The organism is Streptomonospora nanhaiensis (assembly GCF_013410565.1).
In the GTDB taxonomy this organism is placed as follows: Bacteria; Actinomycetota; Actinomycetes; order Streptosporangiales; family Streptosporangiaceae; genus Streptomonospora; species Streptomonospora nanhaiensis.
In genome coordinates this window covers 4,279,616-4,297,105 of record NZ_JACCFO010000001.1, presented here as the reverse complement: position 1 = coordinate 4,297,105, position 17,490 = coordinate 4,279,616, and the positions used below count along the sequence as shown (strand labels likewise).

Here is a 17,490-nt window from a genome sequence, read left to right as displayed (position 1 = left end):
CCTGGTTCGGAAGCGCTGCGCGCCGGACCGCCGGCCGCTCCACGCGAGGCGGGGCAGGACCGGGTCAGCCCCCGAACGCACGCGCCGGTGCGCTCACACGGGGGCGATCCGCTGCGGTCAACACTAGCGGCACAACAGTAGGCGATACAGGATGCGGTTCCGGCCTTGACCACACTGATACGCCCCGTGCGCGGCCGATGCGGTCCCGGTCACGCCCGCGCGCCCGGCCCGGGACGAAGGTCCCGGCCAGGGGCTCGGCACGCGGGCCCGCGCGGCGCGCACGCGGCCGCCGCCCGCGCCTCTAGCGGCCGCCCGTCTCGGCGTGCTGGGCGTGCTCGGCCACCAGGCTGCGGGCGACGTCGGCGACCTTGAGGCGGTTGCGCTGGGCCACCCGGCGCAGCTCCTCGAACGCCTCGGCGGCGTCGCACCCCCGCGCGTGCATGATGATGCCCTTGGCCTGGTCGATCACCGCGCGCACGGTGATGGCGCGGCGCATGTGCGCGGCCTCGCGGGCGACGTCGGTGTAGCGGCCGGCGCTGTGCAGGGCCGCCGCGGCGTGCTCGGCCAGCAGCGCCACCACCGGTGTGACGACCGCCTCGTCGAAGGCGTCGGGGCGCACGGCGTGCACCCCGAAGGTCACGACCTCGCCCTCCAGTTCGGAGGGGAAGGTCACCGAGGCGCGGTCGCCGCACTGCACGGCCATGCTGGTGTAGGCGGGCCAGCGGTCCTCGCGCAGGACGTCTCCCACGGCCACCGGCCGCATCTCGCGCACGGCCTCGACGGCGGGCCCCTCGTCGGTGGTGTACTGGTGCTCGAAGGCGGTGGCGAGGTCGGGGTGCGAGGCGCCGTAGTCGACCACCACGTGCCGCCCGGCCGCGCGCGCGGTGTCCTCGGCGGCGCCTCCGCCGGCGCCGACGTCGCGCCAGATCACCACCAGCGCGGCCGAGCAGCCGGGCACGGCGCGGGCGGCGGCGGCGCTCATCTGGTCCAGCGCCCGCTCCGGGGTGGCGGTCTCGGCCTGCCCCAGGGCGCCGATCTCGCGCGCGAGGCGGTCGACCCACATGGGCGGACTCCCCCTTTCGGCTGTCGGCGCGGTCGGGTGCGCGGCCTTTCGCGGCGCACAGGCGGCACGGCGCGCGGCGGAACCCCGCGCGGCCACCGCACGTCTCCACGGTAGCCCTGATCCCGGGGGAGCGGTCCATGCGTTAGCGTCGTCCCGGGGCCGGCGGCCCGTACACCGCCCGCGCGCCCCGCCACCGTCAGTCAGGAGTGAGCGTGCCGGAGAACCTCGCCGACCTGCAGCGCGAGATCAGCGAACTGAGCGACCGCGTCGCGGCGCTGCGCAGCACGCAGGCCATGTACCCCGGCGACGCCGCCAGCACGGCCGAGGCCGTGCTGGCCGAACTCGGGTTCGCCGAGGAGCTGCTCAAGGACTGCGGCCGCCGGCTGGCCGAGGCCGCCGAGACCGCCGCGCCGCGCCGGGGCGGCGGCGACGACGAGCGCGCCCTGCTGCGGGCGGTCTTCAGCGAGCTGACCGTGCCGGTGGTGCTGCTGGACCACGAGGGCTACATCCGGCGCATCAACACCATCGGCGCCGAGCGGCTGGGCAGCACGCCCGGCTACCTGTCGGGCAAGCCGTTCTCCAACTTCGTCGACCTGCGCCGCCGCGCGGCGATGCGCTCGTGGCTGGCGGCGGTGCTGCGCAACGGGGAGTCGGCGTCGTTCGACTCCCGGCTGGCCCAGCGCGGATGGGCCGAGGACGTGCACGTGACGCTGACCCGCCTGGAGGTCTCCACCGAGGCCGCGCCGATGGTGCTGGTGGTGATGTCGCCGCCGCTGGACGGCGCCGACGACAACGGCCCCGCGCCCCTGGAGGCCGAGGTCGAGGACCAGGTGGTGGTGCTGGCGGCGCGGCGGCTGGACGTGCTGACCCGGATGACCCGGCTGCTGCTGGCCAGCGCCGGGCCGGGCGGCGGCAAGGGCCCGCTGGCGCTGGAGGAGGCGGCCGCGCTGCTGGCCGACTCCTACGCCGACTGGGTGGTGGTCGACGTCTGCGACCTGCCCGACAGCGCCGACCGGCCGCGCCGCGCCGTGGTGTCGGGGCCGCCCGGCGAGGACGCCCAGCACGACCTGCTCGCGGCACTGGACCCGCGCGACTCCGAGATCCCCGGCACGGTGCTGGCCAGCGGCAAGTCCGTGCTCAACCAGCTCATCGAGGACGAGACCGTGCTGGGCCGGGCGCGCACCGGCGCGCCGGTGCTCAGCGCGCTGGGGGCGGGCTCCATGATGTGCGTGCCGCTGCGCGGCAGCCGGGGCGTGCGGGGCGCGCTGACCCTGATCCGGCGCAGCAACCGGGGGTCGTTCCGGCTCGCCGACCTGGGGCTCATCGAGGAGATCGGCGAGCACATCGGCCTGGCCCTGCCGCCGCGCGTCGCCGAGTAGGGCGCGCGGCGGCAGGGCGCGGCCGTGTCCCTCCGGTGAGGAGCGTCCGTCCTCCACGCCCCTCACCGGGGTCGGGTGCCGCCCGCGGCTGTGTGGACCCGGCCTACCGGCGCGCCGCCGGGCGACCGGCCGCCGCGCCGCGGGCGGTGTGCCGCGGGCCGTAGGTGAGGCGGCGCAGCGCCGACTCCGCGGGGCCGCGGATCCCGGCCCGGCGCAGCACGTCGGCGAGGACCACCGTCGCCGCCCAGACGCCGGCGCCCATCGCGACCGCCGCCGTCCCGTTGACGCGCACCGCGAGGTCGAGCATGTAGGGGGCGAAGAGCACGATCCAGGCGACGGACTGCAGCAGGTAGGAGGTCATCGACCGCTCCCCGCACGCGGCCAGCGCCGTGACCACCGGCCCGCGCCGCTCGCCCACCCGGGCCGCTACCAGGGCGATGAGGGCGGCGTAGCCGAACCCGCCCGCGTAGCCGGTGAGCATGAACGCCCACCCGGTGGCCGCCGCCGCACCGGGCCCGCCGGCCCACACGCCCGCCGAGATGAGCGCGTAGGGCAGGCCGCCGACGACGCCGACCGGGATGCCGATGGCGGCCGTGCGCACCAGCAGCGCGCGGTTGCGCTCCGGCGCGGTCAGCACGCCGCGGCGCGCCGCCCATACGCCGACGAGGAAGGGGAACACCGACGTGACGAGCAGCAGCGGGGCCATGGCCGGCCAGGTCATCGCCCGGGTGGCGATGTCGGTCAGGGGGTGCGCCAGGACCTGGGTTTCGCCCTCGACGTCGGCCACCAGCAGGTTGTTGACCAGTGTGTAGACGCCCGTTCCGGCGACGGCCCACACGGCGCCCCAGGCGAGGAGGCGGCGGTCGCCGCGGACGAGCATCCCGGCGAACATCATCGCGATGAGGCCGTAGACGGCGAGGATGTCGCCGAAGAACAGCAGGAGGGTGTGCAGGATGCCGAACACGAACAGCCAGCGCCCCCGGCGGCGGATCAGCGAGCGGGCGGTCGGCCACGAGTCGCCCTGGGCGGCCCGGCGCGCGTGGACGCTGGCCAGTCCGTAGCCGAAGAGGGCGGCGAACATCGGGTAGCCGCGGCCCTCGCCCAAGGCGAGGACCGCCACCGAGGTGACGGTGTCGACCGCGCTCGACGGGGCGGCGCCGCCGTGGGCGAGGCCGTGCAGAATGTGGGCGTGCACGACGGCGATGACCAGCAGCATGACGCCGCGGGCCAGGTCGGGGGCGAGGGACCTCTCGGCGGCGGTCACGGCTCCTCGGGGGGCCGCGACGGAGGTGGGAGGCATGCGGGGGTACCTTTCCGGGGTGTCCGCGGGACGGCGGACCGGTAATAAGAAACACTGACGTATCTAACATAGCATCATAAGAAACGCTCGCGTATCTCAAGGCGGCATCATAAGATACGTTCACGTATCCAGGAGAGTGGCGGACAGGTGAGTGACGACGGCGAGGCGCGGCGCCCCGGTGCGACCCGGCGGCGCGGTGAGGAGCTGGTGCACGCCATCCACGACGCGGCGATCGAGGAACTGCTCGCGGTCGGCGTCGACCGGATGACGATGGAGGGCATCGCCCGGCGGGCGGCCACGGCCAAGACCTCCCTCTACCGGCGCTGGCCGTCGCCGCACGAGGTCCTCGTCGACGCCTTCCTCCGCGTCTTCCCCCAGGAGGAGCCCTCGCCGTCGACCGACGACCTGCGCGGCGACCTGGTGCGGGCGCTGCGGATGATGCGCGACTGGATGTCCACTCTGGGAGCCCGCGCGGTGGCCGAAGTCGTGACCGCGCGCGACCGCCACCCCGAACTGGTCGAGGCCGTGTACGCCCGCGTCTTCGGCGAGCGCGGCGGCCGCTTCACCCAGACCGTCCTGCTCCACTACGCCGAGCACGGGGTGGTCGACCCCGCGCGGCTCACACCGGTGGTCCTCGACATCGGCGAGGCGCTGATCATCAAGTACGGCCTCGACCACGACCACTCCGTGCCGCCCGACGACGCCTACATCGACGCCGTCGTGGACCAGGCGATCCTGCCCGCGCTGGGCCTGCCGCCCGGCGGCGACTGACCCCGGCCGGTACCGGACCGGGCGGCGGCAGGGAACCGCTGGCGCGAAAGGGCGCCGCCGCGCCGCCGGCCGACCGGACGCCGCCCGCGGCGGCTCCGACGAGGCCGCCGCCCTCTTTACACGGCGCGGCCCGCGGGCTAACTTAACGTCTCAGTAACTTACCGATTGGTAGGCGCGCGGACCACGGCGGAGGCGCGACCGCCCCCGCGACCGCCTGCCCTCCCCCGCCCCCGATCCCCCGTTCACCCCTCCGGCCCGCCCTCGGGGCCGGACGTCGCGTCCGAGGTAGCCGATGCCCTCCACCCGTGCCCTGGCGGCGAGCGCGCTCGCCGCACTACTCCTCGTGTCCTCCCCCGCACTGCCCGCGCACGCCGACACCCAGGCCCCCGCCGGGGTCGACGTGGACTACCGACCCCTCCCCGGCTCCGGCGGGGTGAACCTGGCCGCCATGGTGATCACCCCGCCCGGCGAGGGCCCGCACCCGCTGCTGGTCATGCCCGCCGCCTGGTCCACCAGCAACCTGCTGTACGTGGGCGCCGCCTACCGGCTGGCCTACGAGTCCGGCTACCAGGTGGTCAGCTACACCTCCCGCGGCTTCTGGGACTCCGGCGGCGAGGTGGAGGTCGCCGGTCCCGAGGACGTCGCCGACGCCCGCGCCGTGATCGACTGGGCCCTGGCCAACACCGACGCCGACCCCGAGCGGATCGGCATGGCCGGGATCTCCTACGGCGCCGGGATCAGCCTCCTCACCGCCGCGGCCGACGACCGCGTGCGCGCGGTCGGCGCCATGAGCGGCTGGTCCGACCTCGCCGAGTCGATCTACTCCAACGAGACCATCAGCTACCAGGCCGTGGAGCTGCTGCTGGGCTCGGCCCGGCTCACCGGGCGCCCCGGCGCGGCGCTGCGGGAGATGGAGGAGGAGTACCGCCGGGGCAACGTGCAGCCGGCGCTGGAACTGGCCCCGGAGCGGTCGGCCGCCACCAAGATCGAGGCCATCAACGCCAACGGCACGGCCGTCATGATCGGCCACGCCTGGAACGACGGCATCTTCCCGCCCGGCCAGCTCACCGACTTCTACACCGACCTGACCGGCCCCAAGCGCCTCATGCTCTCCCCCGGCGACCACGCCACGCCCGAGGCGTTCGGCGCGTTCGGCCTGCCCAACGAGACCTGGGAGTCGCTGACCCGGTGGTTCGACCACCACCTGCGCGGCGTCGACAACGGCGTGGACACCGAGGCGCCCGTCCGCGTCAAGCCCAACAACGGACGCGGCGACTGGGCGGCCTACCCCGACTGGGAGTCGGTCACCGCCGAGGAGACCACCCTGCACCTGGGCCGGCCGGAGCGCACCTGGACCAACTGGCAGTCCACCGGCGGGCTGGAGACCGCGCCCGAGGACGGCTGGGAGTACACGGTCAACGCCGGAGCCGGCACCACCGCCGAGAGCGGCACGCTGTTCCTCTCGGGCGCCCTCCAGCAGTTCGCCGACATCCCCACCGGGGTGTCGCTGCCGCTGGTCAACCGCAGGAACGCCGGAGTGTGGACGGGCGATCCCCACGCCGACGGCGTGCGGGTCAGCGGCTCGCCGCGCGCCCACCTGACGGTCACGCCCACCGCCGAGGAGCAGTCGCTCTACGTCTACCTCTACGCGGTGAACTCCCGGGGCACCGGGGCGCTGATCACCCACGAGCCCTACACCCTGCGCGAGGCGCGGCCCGGCGAGCCGGTGACCGTGGACGTGGAACTGGAGCCGGTGGTGTGGGACGTCCCCGCCGGGCACCGGCTGGCCCTGGTGGTCGACACCCGGGACGCGCGCTACGTCAACGAGACCGCCTCGGGCGACCAGGTGGTGCTCGGCTCGCCCGAGGGCGACCCCGCCACGCTGACGGTCCCCACCGCTTGAGCGGCGCCGCGGCGCACGCGGGCCGCCCCGCGTCGTGTCCGGTCCCAGCGCGGCGGGTGCCGCGCCCGGACCGGAGGGCCGCTAGGAGCGGCGCATGAAGTAGACCAGCAGACCGATCATGGCGATGGCGCCGATGAGGATCACACCGCCGACGACGGCCGCGATCACGATCATGGTCTGGCCGCCCTCCTCGGCGACGCCGGTGGAGGGCGGGGCCTCGGCGCCGGGGTCGGTGGCGCTGTCGGTCGGCGCCTCGGTGGGCGCGGCCTCGCCGGTCACGGTCACGGTGGCCAGGGCGTCGGTGGTGACGTCGGGCACGCACACAGTGGTGGAGGGGCCCATGCTCTGGTTCACGTAGATCGTGATGTTGCCCGGGGCGACGGTGATCTCGCCGGGGGCGGTCGGCGTGAACGTGCCCGTGAGCGCGGTCTCGTCGAACGTCTCCTCGTTGTTCTCACCGAAGGGGCCGGCGGCGTCGATCTCGGCGCTGGCGGTGGAGGACGGGGCGGCCTCGCCGCCGAGCTGGACCTCGGCGGTCAGGGTGCCCTCGGTGACCTCACCGCCGGACGTGTACATGTAGTAGTTGTAGTTGTCCGGCTCGACCTGGAACTGGACCTCCTGGCCGACCTCCGCCTCGGGCTGCGCCCCGACCCAGACGTTGATGTCCATGGTCTCGGTGAGCGTGGAGTCGTCCTGGTCGGTGCAGGTGTAGCTGTAGGTGGCCGAGGTGCCGTCGACCGTGTCCGCCCACACGGCCGTAGTGCTGAGGGAGTATCCCAGGCCCAAGCTGATCGCGGCGAGGCCGAAAGCCGTGCGGGACATCGTACGGGACACGGTTGTCGCTCCAAGGAGTCCGGTGGATGAGGGCATGTGCGGTTTGCGCGGGACGGCGGCGGATTCCGGAGTCGGGGGCCGGAGTCTCGGGGGCCGCTGTCGCGGATAGGGGATTTATCGATGCGAGGGCGTCCGGGAAGCTACCGCGCGCTTCGCAGCGGGCCATGCGGCTCATCGATGTGCAGCAACATGCTAGATGAACCGAATGCCCCCAACTGGGAGGATTCACCCTTTGTTACACACACGAGACCGCCTGGGTACAGCATCGCCGCTGAGTAGCGCCCCTTCGGGCCCCATCTCTGGCAGATAGGACGCCGCCCCGCGGGGTCCGGTTCCCCCGGATTCGCGGGGTTCGCCCGCGGAGCCGGCCGCACCCCCGCCCCACCGGCCCCGCCGCAGGTCAGCGGGGTGCGGCCGCGGCGGGCGGCGTCGGCCGCCGAAGGCCGGCGGGGCGTCCGGCCGGGCGCCGGGGGCCGGACACGCGCCGGCCCGGCCCCCGATGCGGGGACCGGGCCGGGGCCGCGCGGCTACTCCGGGCCGCGCAGGGCGTCCACGAGCGTGGTGAGCTGGGCCAGCGAGCGGTCGAGGTCGCGGACGGCCTCGACCGTGCGGGGGTCGGAGTCCAGCTCGTCGGCGACGATCCGCTCCCGCAGGGTCTCCAGGCTGGAGTTGAGGTCGGCCACCCGCCGCGAGAGCTGCGCCACCACCGGGGCGGCGGACTCCCCGGTCTCGGCGGCGAGGTCGCGCTGCAGCATCAGCGACTGGGTGCGCAGCCGCTGCTTGACATGGTGCAGCTCCACGAACACCTCGACCTTGGACCGCAGCACCCACGGGTCGAACGGCTTGGTGAGGTAGTCGATGGCCCGCGCGGCGTAGCCCCGGAAGACCCGGTGCCGGTCGATCCCCACGCCGGTGAGGAAGATGATCGGCACGTCCTTGGTCTTCTCGCGCTGCTTGATGTGGGAGGCGGTCTCGAAACCGTCCATCCCCGGCATCACGACGTCGAGCAGGATGACCGCGAACTCGTCCTCCAGCAGCGCCTTCAGGGCCGCCTCGCCCGAGTTGGCGCGCACCAGGTTCTGGTCCAGGGAGGTCAGGATCGCCTCCAGGGCCGTGAGGTTCTCGTCGCGGTCGTCCACGAGGAGGATGTTGGCCTTCTGCGGCACGTCTACTGCTCCTGCTCCTTGTCCGTGCTCTGCGGGGAACCGCCACCATCCAACCACCTGCGGATGACGTTGAGCAGGTGGTCGAGGTTGACCGGCTTGGTCACGTAGTCGGAGGCGCCCGCCTTGAGGCTGCGCTCCCGGTCGCCCTGCATGGCCTTGGCGGTCAGCGAGATGATCGGCAGGTCGGCGAACTGCGGCATCTCGCGGATGGCGCGGGTGGTGGCGTTGCCGTCGAGCTCCGGCATCATGATGTCCATCAGCACCAGCTCGACGTTCTCGTTGGCCTCCAGCTTCTCGATGCCGGCGTGGCCGTTGTCGGCGTAGTGCACCTTCAGCCCGTGCGCCTCCAGCGCGCTGGTCAGCGCGAAGACGTTGCGGATGTCGTCGTCGACGATCAGCACCTCGCGGCCGGCCAGCGCGGCGTCGCGCGCGGGGTCGTCGGCGGCCTCGGCCGACTCCTCGGCGCCGGCCCCCGCGCCCTCCGCGGGCTGGGCCAGCACCGGCACGGCGGGCTCCTGCGCGGCCTCGGGCTCGGGCTGCTAGGCCGCCGGGGCGGCGGGCTCCTCCAGCGGGGCGAGGTCGGACTCGCCGTCGGTGATCTCGGCGGAGACCTCGGTCAGCGGCTCGATGTCGGAGCGCTCCTCGGCCAGCCCCACGGGGGCGGGCTGCTCCTCCATGCGCCGGGCGGTGCCCTCGGGCACCCGCACCGGCAGCAGCAGGGTGAACGTGCTGCCCTCGCCGTGGACGCTCTGCACCCGGATCTCGCCGCCCAGCAGCCGCGCGAAGTTCTGGCTGATGGACAGCCCCAGCCCGGTGCCGCCGAAACGGCGGCTGGTCCCGCCGTCGCCCTGGTGGAACGCCTCGAAGATGACCTGGAACTTGTCGTCGGGGATGCCGATACCGGTGTCGGCCACCGAGAACGCGATGATCTCCTCGTTCTCGCCGAACATGTCGAGGTCGGCGTCCTCCAGCGCCCACGCGGGCTCGATCAGCAGCCGGACCTCGCCGGCGGGGGTGAACTTCACGGCGTTGGACAGCAGGTTGCGCAGGATCTGCTGGAGGCGCTGCTCGTCGGTCCACAGGTGGCTGGGGATGTCGGGCGAGACCTCGACCCCGAACGCCAGCCCGCGCTCGGCGGTCATCGGCCGGAACGTGGCCTCGACGTAGTCGACCAGCTGGCTGATGGAGACGTCGGAGGGCTGGACCTCGGCGCGCCCGGCCTCGACCTTGGCGAGGTCGAGGATCTCGTCGATGAGCTGCAGCAGGTCGTTGCCCGCCTTGTGGATGGTCTGGGCGAACTCCACCTGCTTGGAGGTGAGGTTCTGCTCGCTGTTGTCGGCCAGCAGCCGCGCCAGGATCAGCAGGCTGTTGAGCGGCGTGCGCAGCTCGTGCGACATGTTGGCCAGGAACTCCGACTTGTACTTGGAGGAGACCTGGAGCTGGTGGGCGCGGTCCTCCAGCGAGCGCCGCGCCCGCTCGATCTGCCGGTTCTGCAGCTCGATGGCGCGGTTCTGGCTGGCCAGCTGGCCCGCCTTGCTGTGCAGCTCGGCGTTCTTGCGGCGCAGCTCCTCCTGCTGGCGCTGCAGCTCGTTGGAGCGCTCCTGCAGCGCGTTGGTGAGCTGGCGCGACTGCACCAGCAGGTACTCGGTCTTGGAGTTGGCCAGGATGGTGTTGACCGTGGTGCCCAACTGCGCCACGAACTGGCGCAGGAACTCCAGGTGCACCTCGCGGAAGCGGCTGTAGGAGCCCAGCTCCACCACGCCCAGCACCCGGCCCTCCGACAGGATGGGCAGGATCACGATGGTCAGCGGCTCGGCCTCGCCCAGGCCCGAGCCCACCCGCACGTAGCCGCTGGGCACGTCGTGGATGATCATCTCGCGCTTCTGGGCGATGACCTCGCCGACCAGGCCGGTGCCGGCGCGCACGCGGCGCCGCTGCTCGTCGGGCTGGTAGCCGAAGCTGCCGTAGAGCAGGAAGTTCTCCGCATCGTCCTGGTCCTCCAGCAGGTAGCAGGCGCCGTGCTGGGCCTCGACCTGGGGCGTGACCTCGGTCATGATCAGGCGCGCCAGCTCGTTGAGGTCGCGGTGGCCCTGGATGCGGCCGGAGATCCGGGCGAGGTTGCTCTTGAGCCAGTCCTCGTCGCGCTGCGCGGCGGTGGTCTCGCGCAGGTTGCTCACCATCAGGTTGATGTTGTCCTTGAGCTGCTGCATCTCGCCGCGGGCGTCGACCTGGATGTTGCGGGTGAGGTCGCCGCGGGTGACCGCGCTGGCGACCTCGCCGATGGCGCGCACCTGGGTGGTGAGGTTGCCGGCCAGCTCGTTCACGCTGTCGGTGAGCTGCTTCCAGGTGCCCGACACGCCCTCGACCTTGGCCTGGCCGCCGAGCTGGCCCTCGCTGCCGACCTCGCGCGCCACCCGGGTGACCTCCGTGGCGAAGGCCGAGAGCTGGTCCACCATGGTGTTCACGGTGTCCTTCAGCTCCAGGATCTCCCCCTGGGCGTCGACCGTGATCTTCTTCGACAGGTCGCCGTTGGCCACCGCCGAGGTCACCTGGGAGATGTTGCGCACCTGCGTGGTGAGGTTCTGCGACATCGAGTTGACGTTGTCGGTGAGGTCCTTCCAGATGCCCGACACGCCCTTGACGTCGGCGCGCCCGCCCAGCTTGCCCTCGGTACCGACCTCGCGCGCCATGCGGGTGACCTCGTCGGCGAACGCCGAGAGCTGGTCGACCATCACGTTGATGGTGTCCTTGAGCTCCAGGATCTCGCCCTTGGCGTTGACGGTGACCTTCTTGGAGAGGTCGCCGCGGGCCACGGCCGTCGTGACGGTCGAGATCTGGCGCACCTGGTGGGTCAGGTTGTTCGCCATGGAGTTGACGTTGTCGGTCAGGTCCTTCCACACGCCCGAGACGCCGCGCACGTGGGCCTGGCCGCCGAGCGTGCCCTCGGTGCCCACCTCGCGCGCCATGCGGGTGACCTCGCTGGCGAAGGACTCCAGCTGGTCCACCATCGTGTTGACGGTGTCCTTCAGCTCCAGCATCTCGCCCTGGGCGTCGACCGTGATCTTCTTGGAGAGGTCGCCCTTGGCGACCGCGGTGGTGACCTGGGAGATGTTGCGGACCTGGTAGGTCAGGCTGTTGGCCATCGAGTTGACGTTGTCGGTGAGGTCCTTCCAGATGCCCGACACGCCCTTGACGTTGGCCCGGCCGCCCAGCTTGCCCTCGGTACCGACCTCGCGGGCCACCCGCGTGACCTCGTCGGCGAAGGACTCCAGCTGGTCGACCATGGTGTTGACCGTGTTCTTGAGCTGGAGCATCTCGCCCTGGACGTCCACGGTGACCTTGCGGCCGAGGTCGCCGCGCGCCACGGCCGTGGTCACCTGCGAGATGTCGCGCACCTGGTTGGTGAGGTTGTCGGCCATGGAGTTGACGTTGTCGGTCAGGTTCTTCCAGATGCCCGACACGCCCTTGACGTTGGCCCGGCCGCCCAGCTTGCCCTCGGTGCCCACCTCGCGGGCCACCCGCGTGACCTCGTCGGCGAAGGAGTCGAGCTGGTCGACCATGCCGTTGACGGTGTCCTTGAGCTGGAGCATCTCGCCCTGGACGTCCACGGTGACCTTGCGGCCGAGGTCGCCGCGCGCCACGGCCGTGGTGACGTCGGAGATGTCGCGAACCTGGGCGGTCAGCCGCGAGGCCATCTGGTTGACCGCCTCGGTGACGTCGCGCCAGGCGCCCGAGATCCCCTCGACCTTCGCGCTGCCGCCGAGCTTGCCCTCGGTGCCCACCTCGCGGGCCACGCGTGTGACCTCGTTGGTGAAGCCGGTCATCTGGTCGGTCATGCGGTTGACCGAGGTGGCCAGGCGCAGCAGGTCGCCGTGCAGCGAGCCGTGCCGGCTGGTGAGGTCGACCCGCTGGGACAGGTCGCCGTTGGCGACCCCCTCCAGGATCTGGGCGACCGAGGTGACCGGCTGGCTCACCTCGTCCAGCAGCTGGTTGAGCGCGCGCACGCTCTTGCCCCAGGCGCCGCGCGCGGGGCTCACCGCGATGCGCTCGTTGAGGCGGCCCTCGCTGCTGACCACGCCGCCCACGCGCTGGAGTTCGCTGCTGAGCTGTTCGCAGTGGTCCAGGACCTCGTTGAAGACCGAGGCGACCTCGGCGGCCCTGCCCTCGCCCCGCGGGTGCAGCCGTACACTGAAGTCGCCGTCCCGCATGCTGTAGAGCGCGCGCAGCAGCTCGTCGAGCTGCGCCTCCTGCTTGTCCGGTGCCTGGGTGGCCTCGGGCATCGTCCCCTCCTCTTGGCCTCTACGGCTCAGCGCGGCATCTCGGGCGGGGGCTGCCGGGTGCCGCACGCACGGGCGGCGGTTCCCGCCTGGCAGTATCGTCGTGGCGGGCGGCCGTCGACGCACCGTACCGTGATGCGTGGAGGCCCCACCAGACATCGGCCGAGATGGACGCGATGCTTCAGGTTATGCGGCCTGCCCGCGCTATGGATGAACGTTCTGACATCATGACTTCGTCACCCTTTCCCGTTACCACCCCACCCGAGGCGCGCCGCTCGGGCCGCGCCGCCGCCGGCACCGGGGCAATCGCGGGGGACTACGCCGAGGAAACCGTACGGCCGCACGATGCCACCTGAAACGCTGAAGACAGCCCGCCGCGAGTTCTCCCCCACACCCGAGACCGCGGGCGAAGCCCGCGAGTTCGTCCGCGAGACCCTGGCGTCCTGGGGCGCCGAACGCTCCGCCGACGACATCATCCTGCTGGTCAGCGAACTCGTCACCAACGCGGTGGTGCACGCCGAGAGCGTGCTGGAGCTGGTGGTCCGGCGCCTCCCCTCGGCCGTCGAGGTGGTCGTGGCCGACCGCGTGCCCGAGCGCGCCGTGCCGCAGGCCGGCCCGCTGGCCGTGGACACCTCGCCCTCCGCCGACCCCGGGCGCAGCGGCGGCCTGGGCCTGGCGCTGGCGGCGGCGCTCGCCACCAGCTGGGGCGTCAGCTACAGCAAGGACGACAAGGCCGTCTGGTTCCGCATGCAGGAGGACGCGCCGACGGAGGCCGACGGCCCGGCCCTGGCGCCGCCGCTGCCGGTGCGCCCGCAGCGCCGCCGCCCGCCCAGACCCAGTCCGTGGGCGGCGCTGGACGCCGCGCTGTCGGCGCGGCTGGCGCTGCCCGACCTGCTGGACCGCACGGTGGAGTACGCCCGCTCGGCGCTGGGCGGTGACGCCGCCTACATCGCGCTGGCCACCACCGACGAGACCCAGTGGGACATGCGCGCGGCCACCGGGCTGTCGTCCGGGCCCTGGCGGCCGTTCCGCAGCCGCACCGAGGAGACCTTCCCGTCGGTGGCGCCGGCGCCGGGCGCGGTCATCAACGACGACCTGATGATCGCCCGCGCGCACCGGGGCAAGCTGGCGCGGGCGGGCATGCGCTCGCTGGTCACCGCGCCGCTCATCGTCGACGGGCGCATCACCGGGCTGATCGGGGTCGCCTCGCGGCGCATCCGGCACTTCGGCGACACCGCGGCGCAGCGGCTGCAGGACGGCGCCGACCGGATCGCCCTGCCCATCGAGCGCGCCCGTCTGGCCGAGGTGGAGCTGGCGCGGCGGGCGAGCCTGAGCTTCCTGGCCGAGGCCAGCGACCTGCTCACCGGAACGCTGAACGAGCAGATGACCGCCGCACTGGCGGCGCAGCTCGTGGCGTCGCGGCTGGGCAGCTGGTGCGCGGTGCACTCCATCAGCGACCTGGGCACCTCGCGGCTGATGCACGTGATGCACCGCAACGAGAACTACAACGACGTCCTGCGCACCCTGCTGACGGAGCTGCCGCCGCCCGAGCAGCGCGAGCCCCGGCCACTGTGGAACCGCGACATGCTGTCGCTGGCCGGGATGGACGACGAACTGCTGCTGGAGCTGGCCGAGGGGCCGGGGATCAGCGTGCCGCTGGTGGCGCACGGGCAGACCCTGGGGCGGATGACCCTGGGCAAGGACGCCGGCGCCGACTTCACCCGCGACGACGTGGACGTGGTCGACGACCTCGCCCAGCGGGTGTCCTCGGCCATGGAGAACGCGCGGCTGTACGCGGGGCAGACCTCCATGAGCGAGGCGCTGCAGCGCAGCCTGCTTCCGGCCAAGGAGAAGGAGCCCGACATCCCCGGCGTCGACCACGCGGTGTTCTACCGCTCGGCCGACGAGCGCACGGTGGTCGGCGGCGACTTCTACGACATGTTCGCCACGGACGGCCGCTGGTGCTTCGCCATCGGCGACGTCTGCGGCACCGGCCCGGCGGCCGCCGCCGTCACCGGCCTGGCCCGCCACACCCTGCGCGCGCTGGCGCGCGAGGGGTTCTCGCCCGCGCACATCATGGACCGGCTGAACAAGGCCATCCTGGACGAGAACACCAGCACCCGGTTCCTGACCATGCTCTACGGCGAGATGACGCCGCTGGGCGGCGACGAGGGCGGCATGCGCATCCGCATGGTGTCGGCGGGCCACCCGCTCCCCCTGCGCCTGAACCAGAAGGGCGAGGTCGACTCCCTGGGCACCTCCCAGCCGCTGCTGGGCGCCTTCGAGGACGTGGACTTCTTCACCGAGACCATCGAGGTGCACTCGGGCGACGTGCTCCTGGCCGTGACCGACGGCGTGACCGAGCGACGCAGCGGCACGGAGATGCTCGGCGACGAGGGCCTGACCCGCATCTTCGCCAACTGCTCGGGCCTGACGGCCCAGGCGGTCATCGTCCGCATCGACCGCGACCTGGAGGAGTTCGCCCCGGGCGGCCACACGGACGACACGGCGATGCTGGTGCTGCGCTTCCTGTAGAGGGTTCCTTTGGAGAGTCCCCACGTCCATTCCTGTCAAGGGTCCCTTAGCGGGTCCCCGCGTCCATCCGGGTCCATCCGGCGGGCGGGCACCGGGCCTGTGAGCGGACTGCTGGGGTGGCGACGGGGCGGCGGCGGCAACCAGGGGGTTCGGCCCGCACCCACCGGTTCGGCGGCGCACGGCCGATGCTGCAACGGGGCGCCGACGCCAGTACCGGCTACAGCCAGCCCATCTCCTGGGCGGTGCGGATGGCGGACATGCGGTTGTCGGCGCCCGTCTTGGTGATGGCGCTGGACAGGTAGTTGCGCACGGTTCCCTCCGACAGGTGGAGGGTGCGGGCGATGGTGCCCACCGCCTTGCCCTCCGACGCCGCGCGGAGGACCTCGGCCTCGCGGGCCGTCAGGGGGTTCTCGCCCGCCGCCATAGCGGTGGCGGCGAGTTCGGTGTCGATGTAGCGGCCGCCCGCGTGGACCTTGCGGATGGCTCCGGCCAACTGGTCCACAGGCGCGTCCTTGGCGAGGAAACCGCGCGCGCCCGCCGCAAGGGCGCGGCGCAGGTAGCCGGGGCGGCCGAAGCTGGTGAGGATGAGGACCCCGCACCCGGGGGCGGCCTTGCGAAGGTCGCCCGCGACCTCCAGGCCGCTGCCGCCCGGCATCTCGATGTCGAGCACGGCGATGTCGGCGTCCTTGCCCACGACCGCGTCGACCACCGCGTCGCCTCGGCCGACCTCGGCGACGACCTCCAGGTCCTCTTCCAACCCCAGCAGCGCGGCGATGGCCCCGCGCACCAGGTGCTCGTCGTCGGCGAGCACGATGCGGATCACGCGGTCACGTCCTCTCTGCCCCCTCTGTCGTCTCCGCCGGTACCGGGCCCCCGATGGCCCGGCCGGCCCACTCGGCCGTCGGTTCCGCCGCGGGGGCGGTCGCCCTCGCCCCCGCCGGTGCCGTCCTCTACCGCTCCCGTGCTCGGCGCCCGGGACGCGGGCAGCGGCAGCACCGCCCGGAGCAGGAACCCGCCGCCCCCGGTGTGGGTGGCCGTGAGCGCCCCGCCGGCCGCCGCGACCCGCTCGGTCAGCCCGGACAGGCCGTTTCCGTACTCCGGCGCGCTCCCGCCCTGACCGCGGTTCGCGCCCTGGTTCGCGCCGTTGGGCACGCCGTCGTTGTGGACCTCGACCACCAGGGTGTCGGCGCCGCGACGCAGCACCACCGAGCAGGACCGGGCGGAGCTGTGCCGGAGCACGTTCGTGGTGCCCTCGCGCACCACCCACGAGGCCACGGCGCGCTGCGCCGAGGGGAGGTCGAGGTCGGCCCCGGTGACCGTGCAGCGGACACCGGCGGCGGTCAGCACCGCCTGCACGCTCGCGGCCTCGGCGGCCAGGTCGACCTCGCGGTAGCCGCTCACCGCCGCCCGGACCTCGCGCAGGGCGTCGCGCGCCAGGTGCTGCACGGCCGTCATCTCGCTCGCGGCGCGCTGGGGATCGCGCTCGGCCAGCCGGGCGGCGAGTTCGCTCTTGACGGCGAGCGCCGACAGGCTGTGCCCCAGAAGGTCGTGCATGTCGCGGGAGAAGCGCAGCCGCTCCTCCGAGACGGCGAGCCGGGCCTGGGCGTCGCGGGCCGCGTGGGCCTCGGTGACGATGTCCCACAGCACGATGATCGCGGCGTTGCTGGCGAGCATGACGCCCCAGACGATCAGGTAGACGACCACCGAGTACAGGGTGACGAACACCGGCACGATCAGCGGCTCGCCGCGCAGCGCGATCACCAGCGGGACGATCGAGGCGAGCAGCATCAGCACGGCGTAGAGCGCCTTGCGCCGCCGGGTGCCGGTGATGCACACACTCGCGCCCCAGAACTGGGAGCTGGCCAGCGCGTAGGGGTTGGGGCCCAGCAGGGCCATGCTGACCACCAGCGCGAGGTAGGACAGGACGACGTCGCGGTCCAGCGTGGTGGCGGGCCGGTCGATGCGGGTGCGGATCACCCGCATCGAGAAGTAGCCCTGGACCAGGGAGAACAGCACGCCCACGCCCGCGAGCGCCGGGGCGAGCGCGCCCGGCGCGCGGCTGGCGAAGGTCTCCACGGCATCCACGCCGAAGCCCATGTTGGGCACCGCCGCCATGGCGGTGAGCACGGAGAACGTGGGCGTGGTCAGGGACATCGCGAGCACGGCACGCCGCGCCGTGTTCAGCCTCCGCTGGAGGCCGTCGCGGGGTCGGCCCCGCCGCTGTTCGCCCGTGGCCGCTCCGGCCATGCGTCCGCCCTCCGT

General features: G+C 73.0%; 11 protein-coding genes and 1 pseudogene. 4 read left to right on the top strand and 8 right to left on the bottom strand.

Going from position 1 to position 17,490, the window contains the following annotated elements:
• Nucleotides 1-301: 301 nt before the first annotated feature.
• Nucleotides 302-1,063, bottom strand: a complete 762-nt coding sequence (locus HNR12_RS19000; protein WP_179768875.1) for an ANTAR domain-containing response regulator — start codon at nt 1,061-1,063, stop codon at nt 302-304.
• Between the two features lie 212 nt (nt 1,064-1,275).
• Here HNR12_RS19000 and HNR12_RS18995 point away from each other — a divergent pair, with 212 nt between their 5' ends.
• A complete protein-coding gene (locus tag HNR12_RS18995; protein ID WP_179768874.1) occupies nt 1,276-2,442 on the top strand; it encodes a GAF domain-containing protein in 1,167 nt (388 codons plus the stop codon).
• A gap of 103 nt (nt 2,443-2,545) precedes the next feature.
• Here the strand turns inward: HNR12_RS18995 and HNR12_RS18990 are convergent, their stop codons facing one another.
• Nucleotides 2,546-3,742 carry a DUF418 domain-containing protein gene (locus HNR12_RS18990; RefSeq protein ID WP_179768873.1) on the bottom strand — a complete coding sequence of 399 codons (1,197 nt, stop codon included), beginning with the start codon at nt 3,740-3,742 and terminating at the stop codon, nt 2,546-2,548.
• Between the two features lie 147 nt (nt 3,743-3,889).
• Between HNR12_RS18990 and HNR12_RS18985 the strand changes: the two genes are divergently transcribed.
• Together HNR12_RS18985 and HNR12_RS18980 are read left to right on the top strand one after the other, a co-directional pair.
• Entirely contained in the window at nt 3,890-4,513 is a 624-nt protein-coding gene (locus HNR12_RS18985; RefSeq protein WP_308118411.1) for a TetR/AcrR family transcriptional regulator, read from the top strand.
• Between the two features lie 292 nt (nt 4,514-4,805).
• Nucleotides 4,806-6,416: a CocE/NonD family hydrolase gene (locus HNR12_RS18980; protein ID WP_179768872.1), complete on the top strand. Its 1,611-nt coding sequence runs from the start codon at nt 4,806-4,808 to the stop codon at nt 6,414-6,416.
• A gap of 81 nt (nt 6,417-6,497) precedes the next feature.
• On the opposite strand, the gene HNR12_RS18975 is transcribed toward HNR12_RS18980, so the two are convergent.
• From HNR12_RS18975 to HNR12_RS18965, 4 genes and pseudogenes are all read right to left on the bottom strand, one after another.
• Nucleotides 6,498-7,238 (bottom strand): EGFR-like transmembrane domain-containing protein, encoded by a 741-nt coding sequence (locus tag HNR12_RS18975; RefSeq protein WP_179768871.1) that lies wholly within the window; start codon nt 7,236-7,238, stop codon nt 6,498-6,500.
• 539 nt (nt 7,239-7,777) lie between these two features.
• Nucleotides 7,778-8,416: a response regulator gene (locus HNR12_RS18970; protein WP_179768870.1), complete on the bottom strand. Its 639-nt coding sequence runs from the start codon at nt 8,414-8,416 to the stop codon at nt 7,778-7,780.
• 2 nt (nt 8,417-8,418) lie between these two features.
• A pseudogene (locus tag HNR12_RS29795) lies at nt 8,419-8,928 on the bottom strand (response regulator); the annotation flags it as partial.
• Nucleotides 8,929-8,955: 27 nt separating this feature from the next.
• A complete protein-coding gene (locus HNR12_RS18965) occupies nt 8,956-12,696 on the bottom strand; it encodes a HAMP domain-containing protein (protein ID WP_394353918.1) in 3,741 nt (1,246 codons plus the stop codon).
• 342 nt (nt 12,697-13,038) lie between these two features.
• Between HNR12_RS18965 and HNR12_RS18960 the strand changes: the two genes are divergently transcribed.
• Nucleotides 13,039-15,228, top strand: coding sequence for a SpoIIE family protein phosphatase (locus HNR12_RS18960; RefSeq protein ID WP_179768869.1), 2,190 nt, complete (start codon nt 13,039-13,041; stop codon nt 15,226-15,228).
• A 217-nt stretch (nt 15,229-15,445) separates the two neighbouring features.
• Here HNR12_RS18960 and HNR12_RS18955 read toward each other — a convergent pair whose 3' ends face one another.
• Nucleotides 15,446-16,051: a response regulator transcription factor gene (locus HNR12_RS18955; protein WP_179768868.1), complete on the bottom strand. Its 606-nt coding sequence runs from the start codon at nt 16,049-16,051 to the stop codon at nt 15,446-15,448.
• Nucleotides 16,048-17,382, bottom strand: a complete 1,335-nt coding sequence (locus HNR12_RS18950; protein WP_246425127.1) for a sensor histidine kinase — start codon at nt 17,380-17,382, stop codon at nt 16,048-16,050. Before HNR12_RS18950 ends, HNR12_RS18955 begins: the two co-directional genes overlap by 4 nt.
• Between the last annotated feature and the right edge of the window lie 108 nt (nt 17,383-17,490).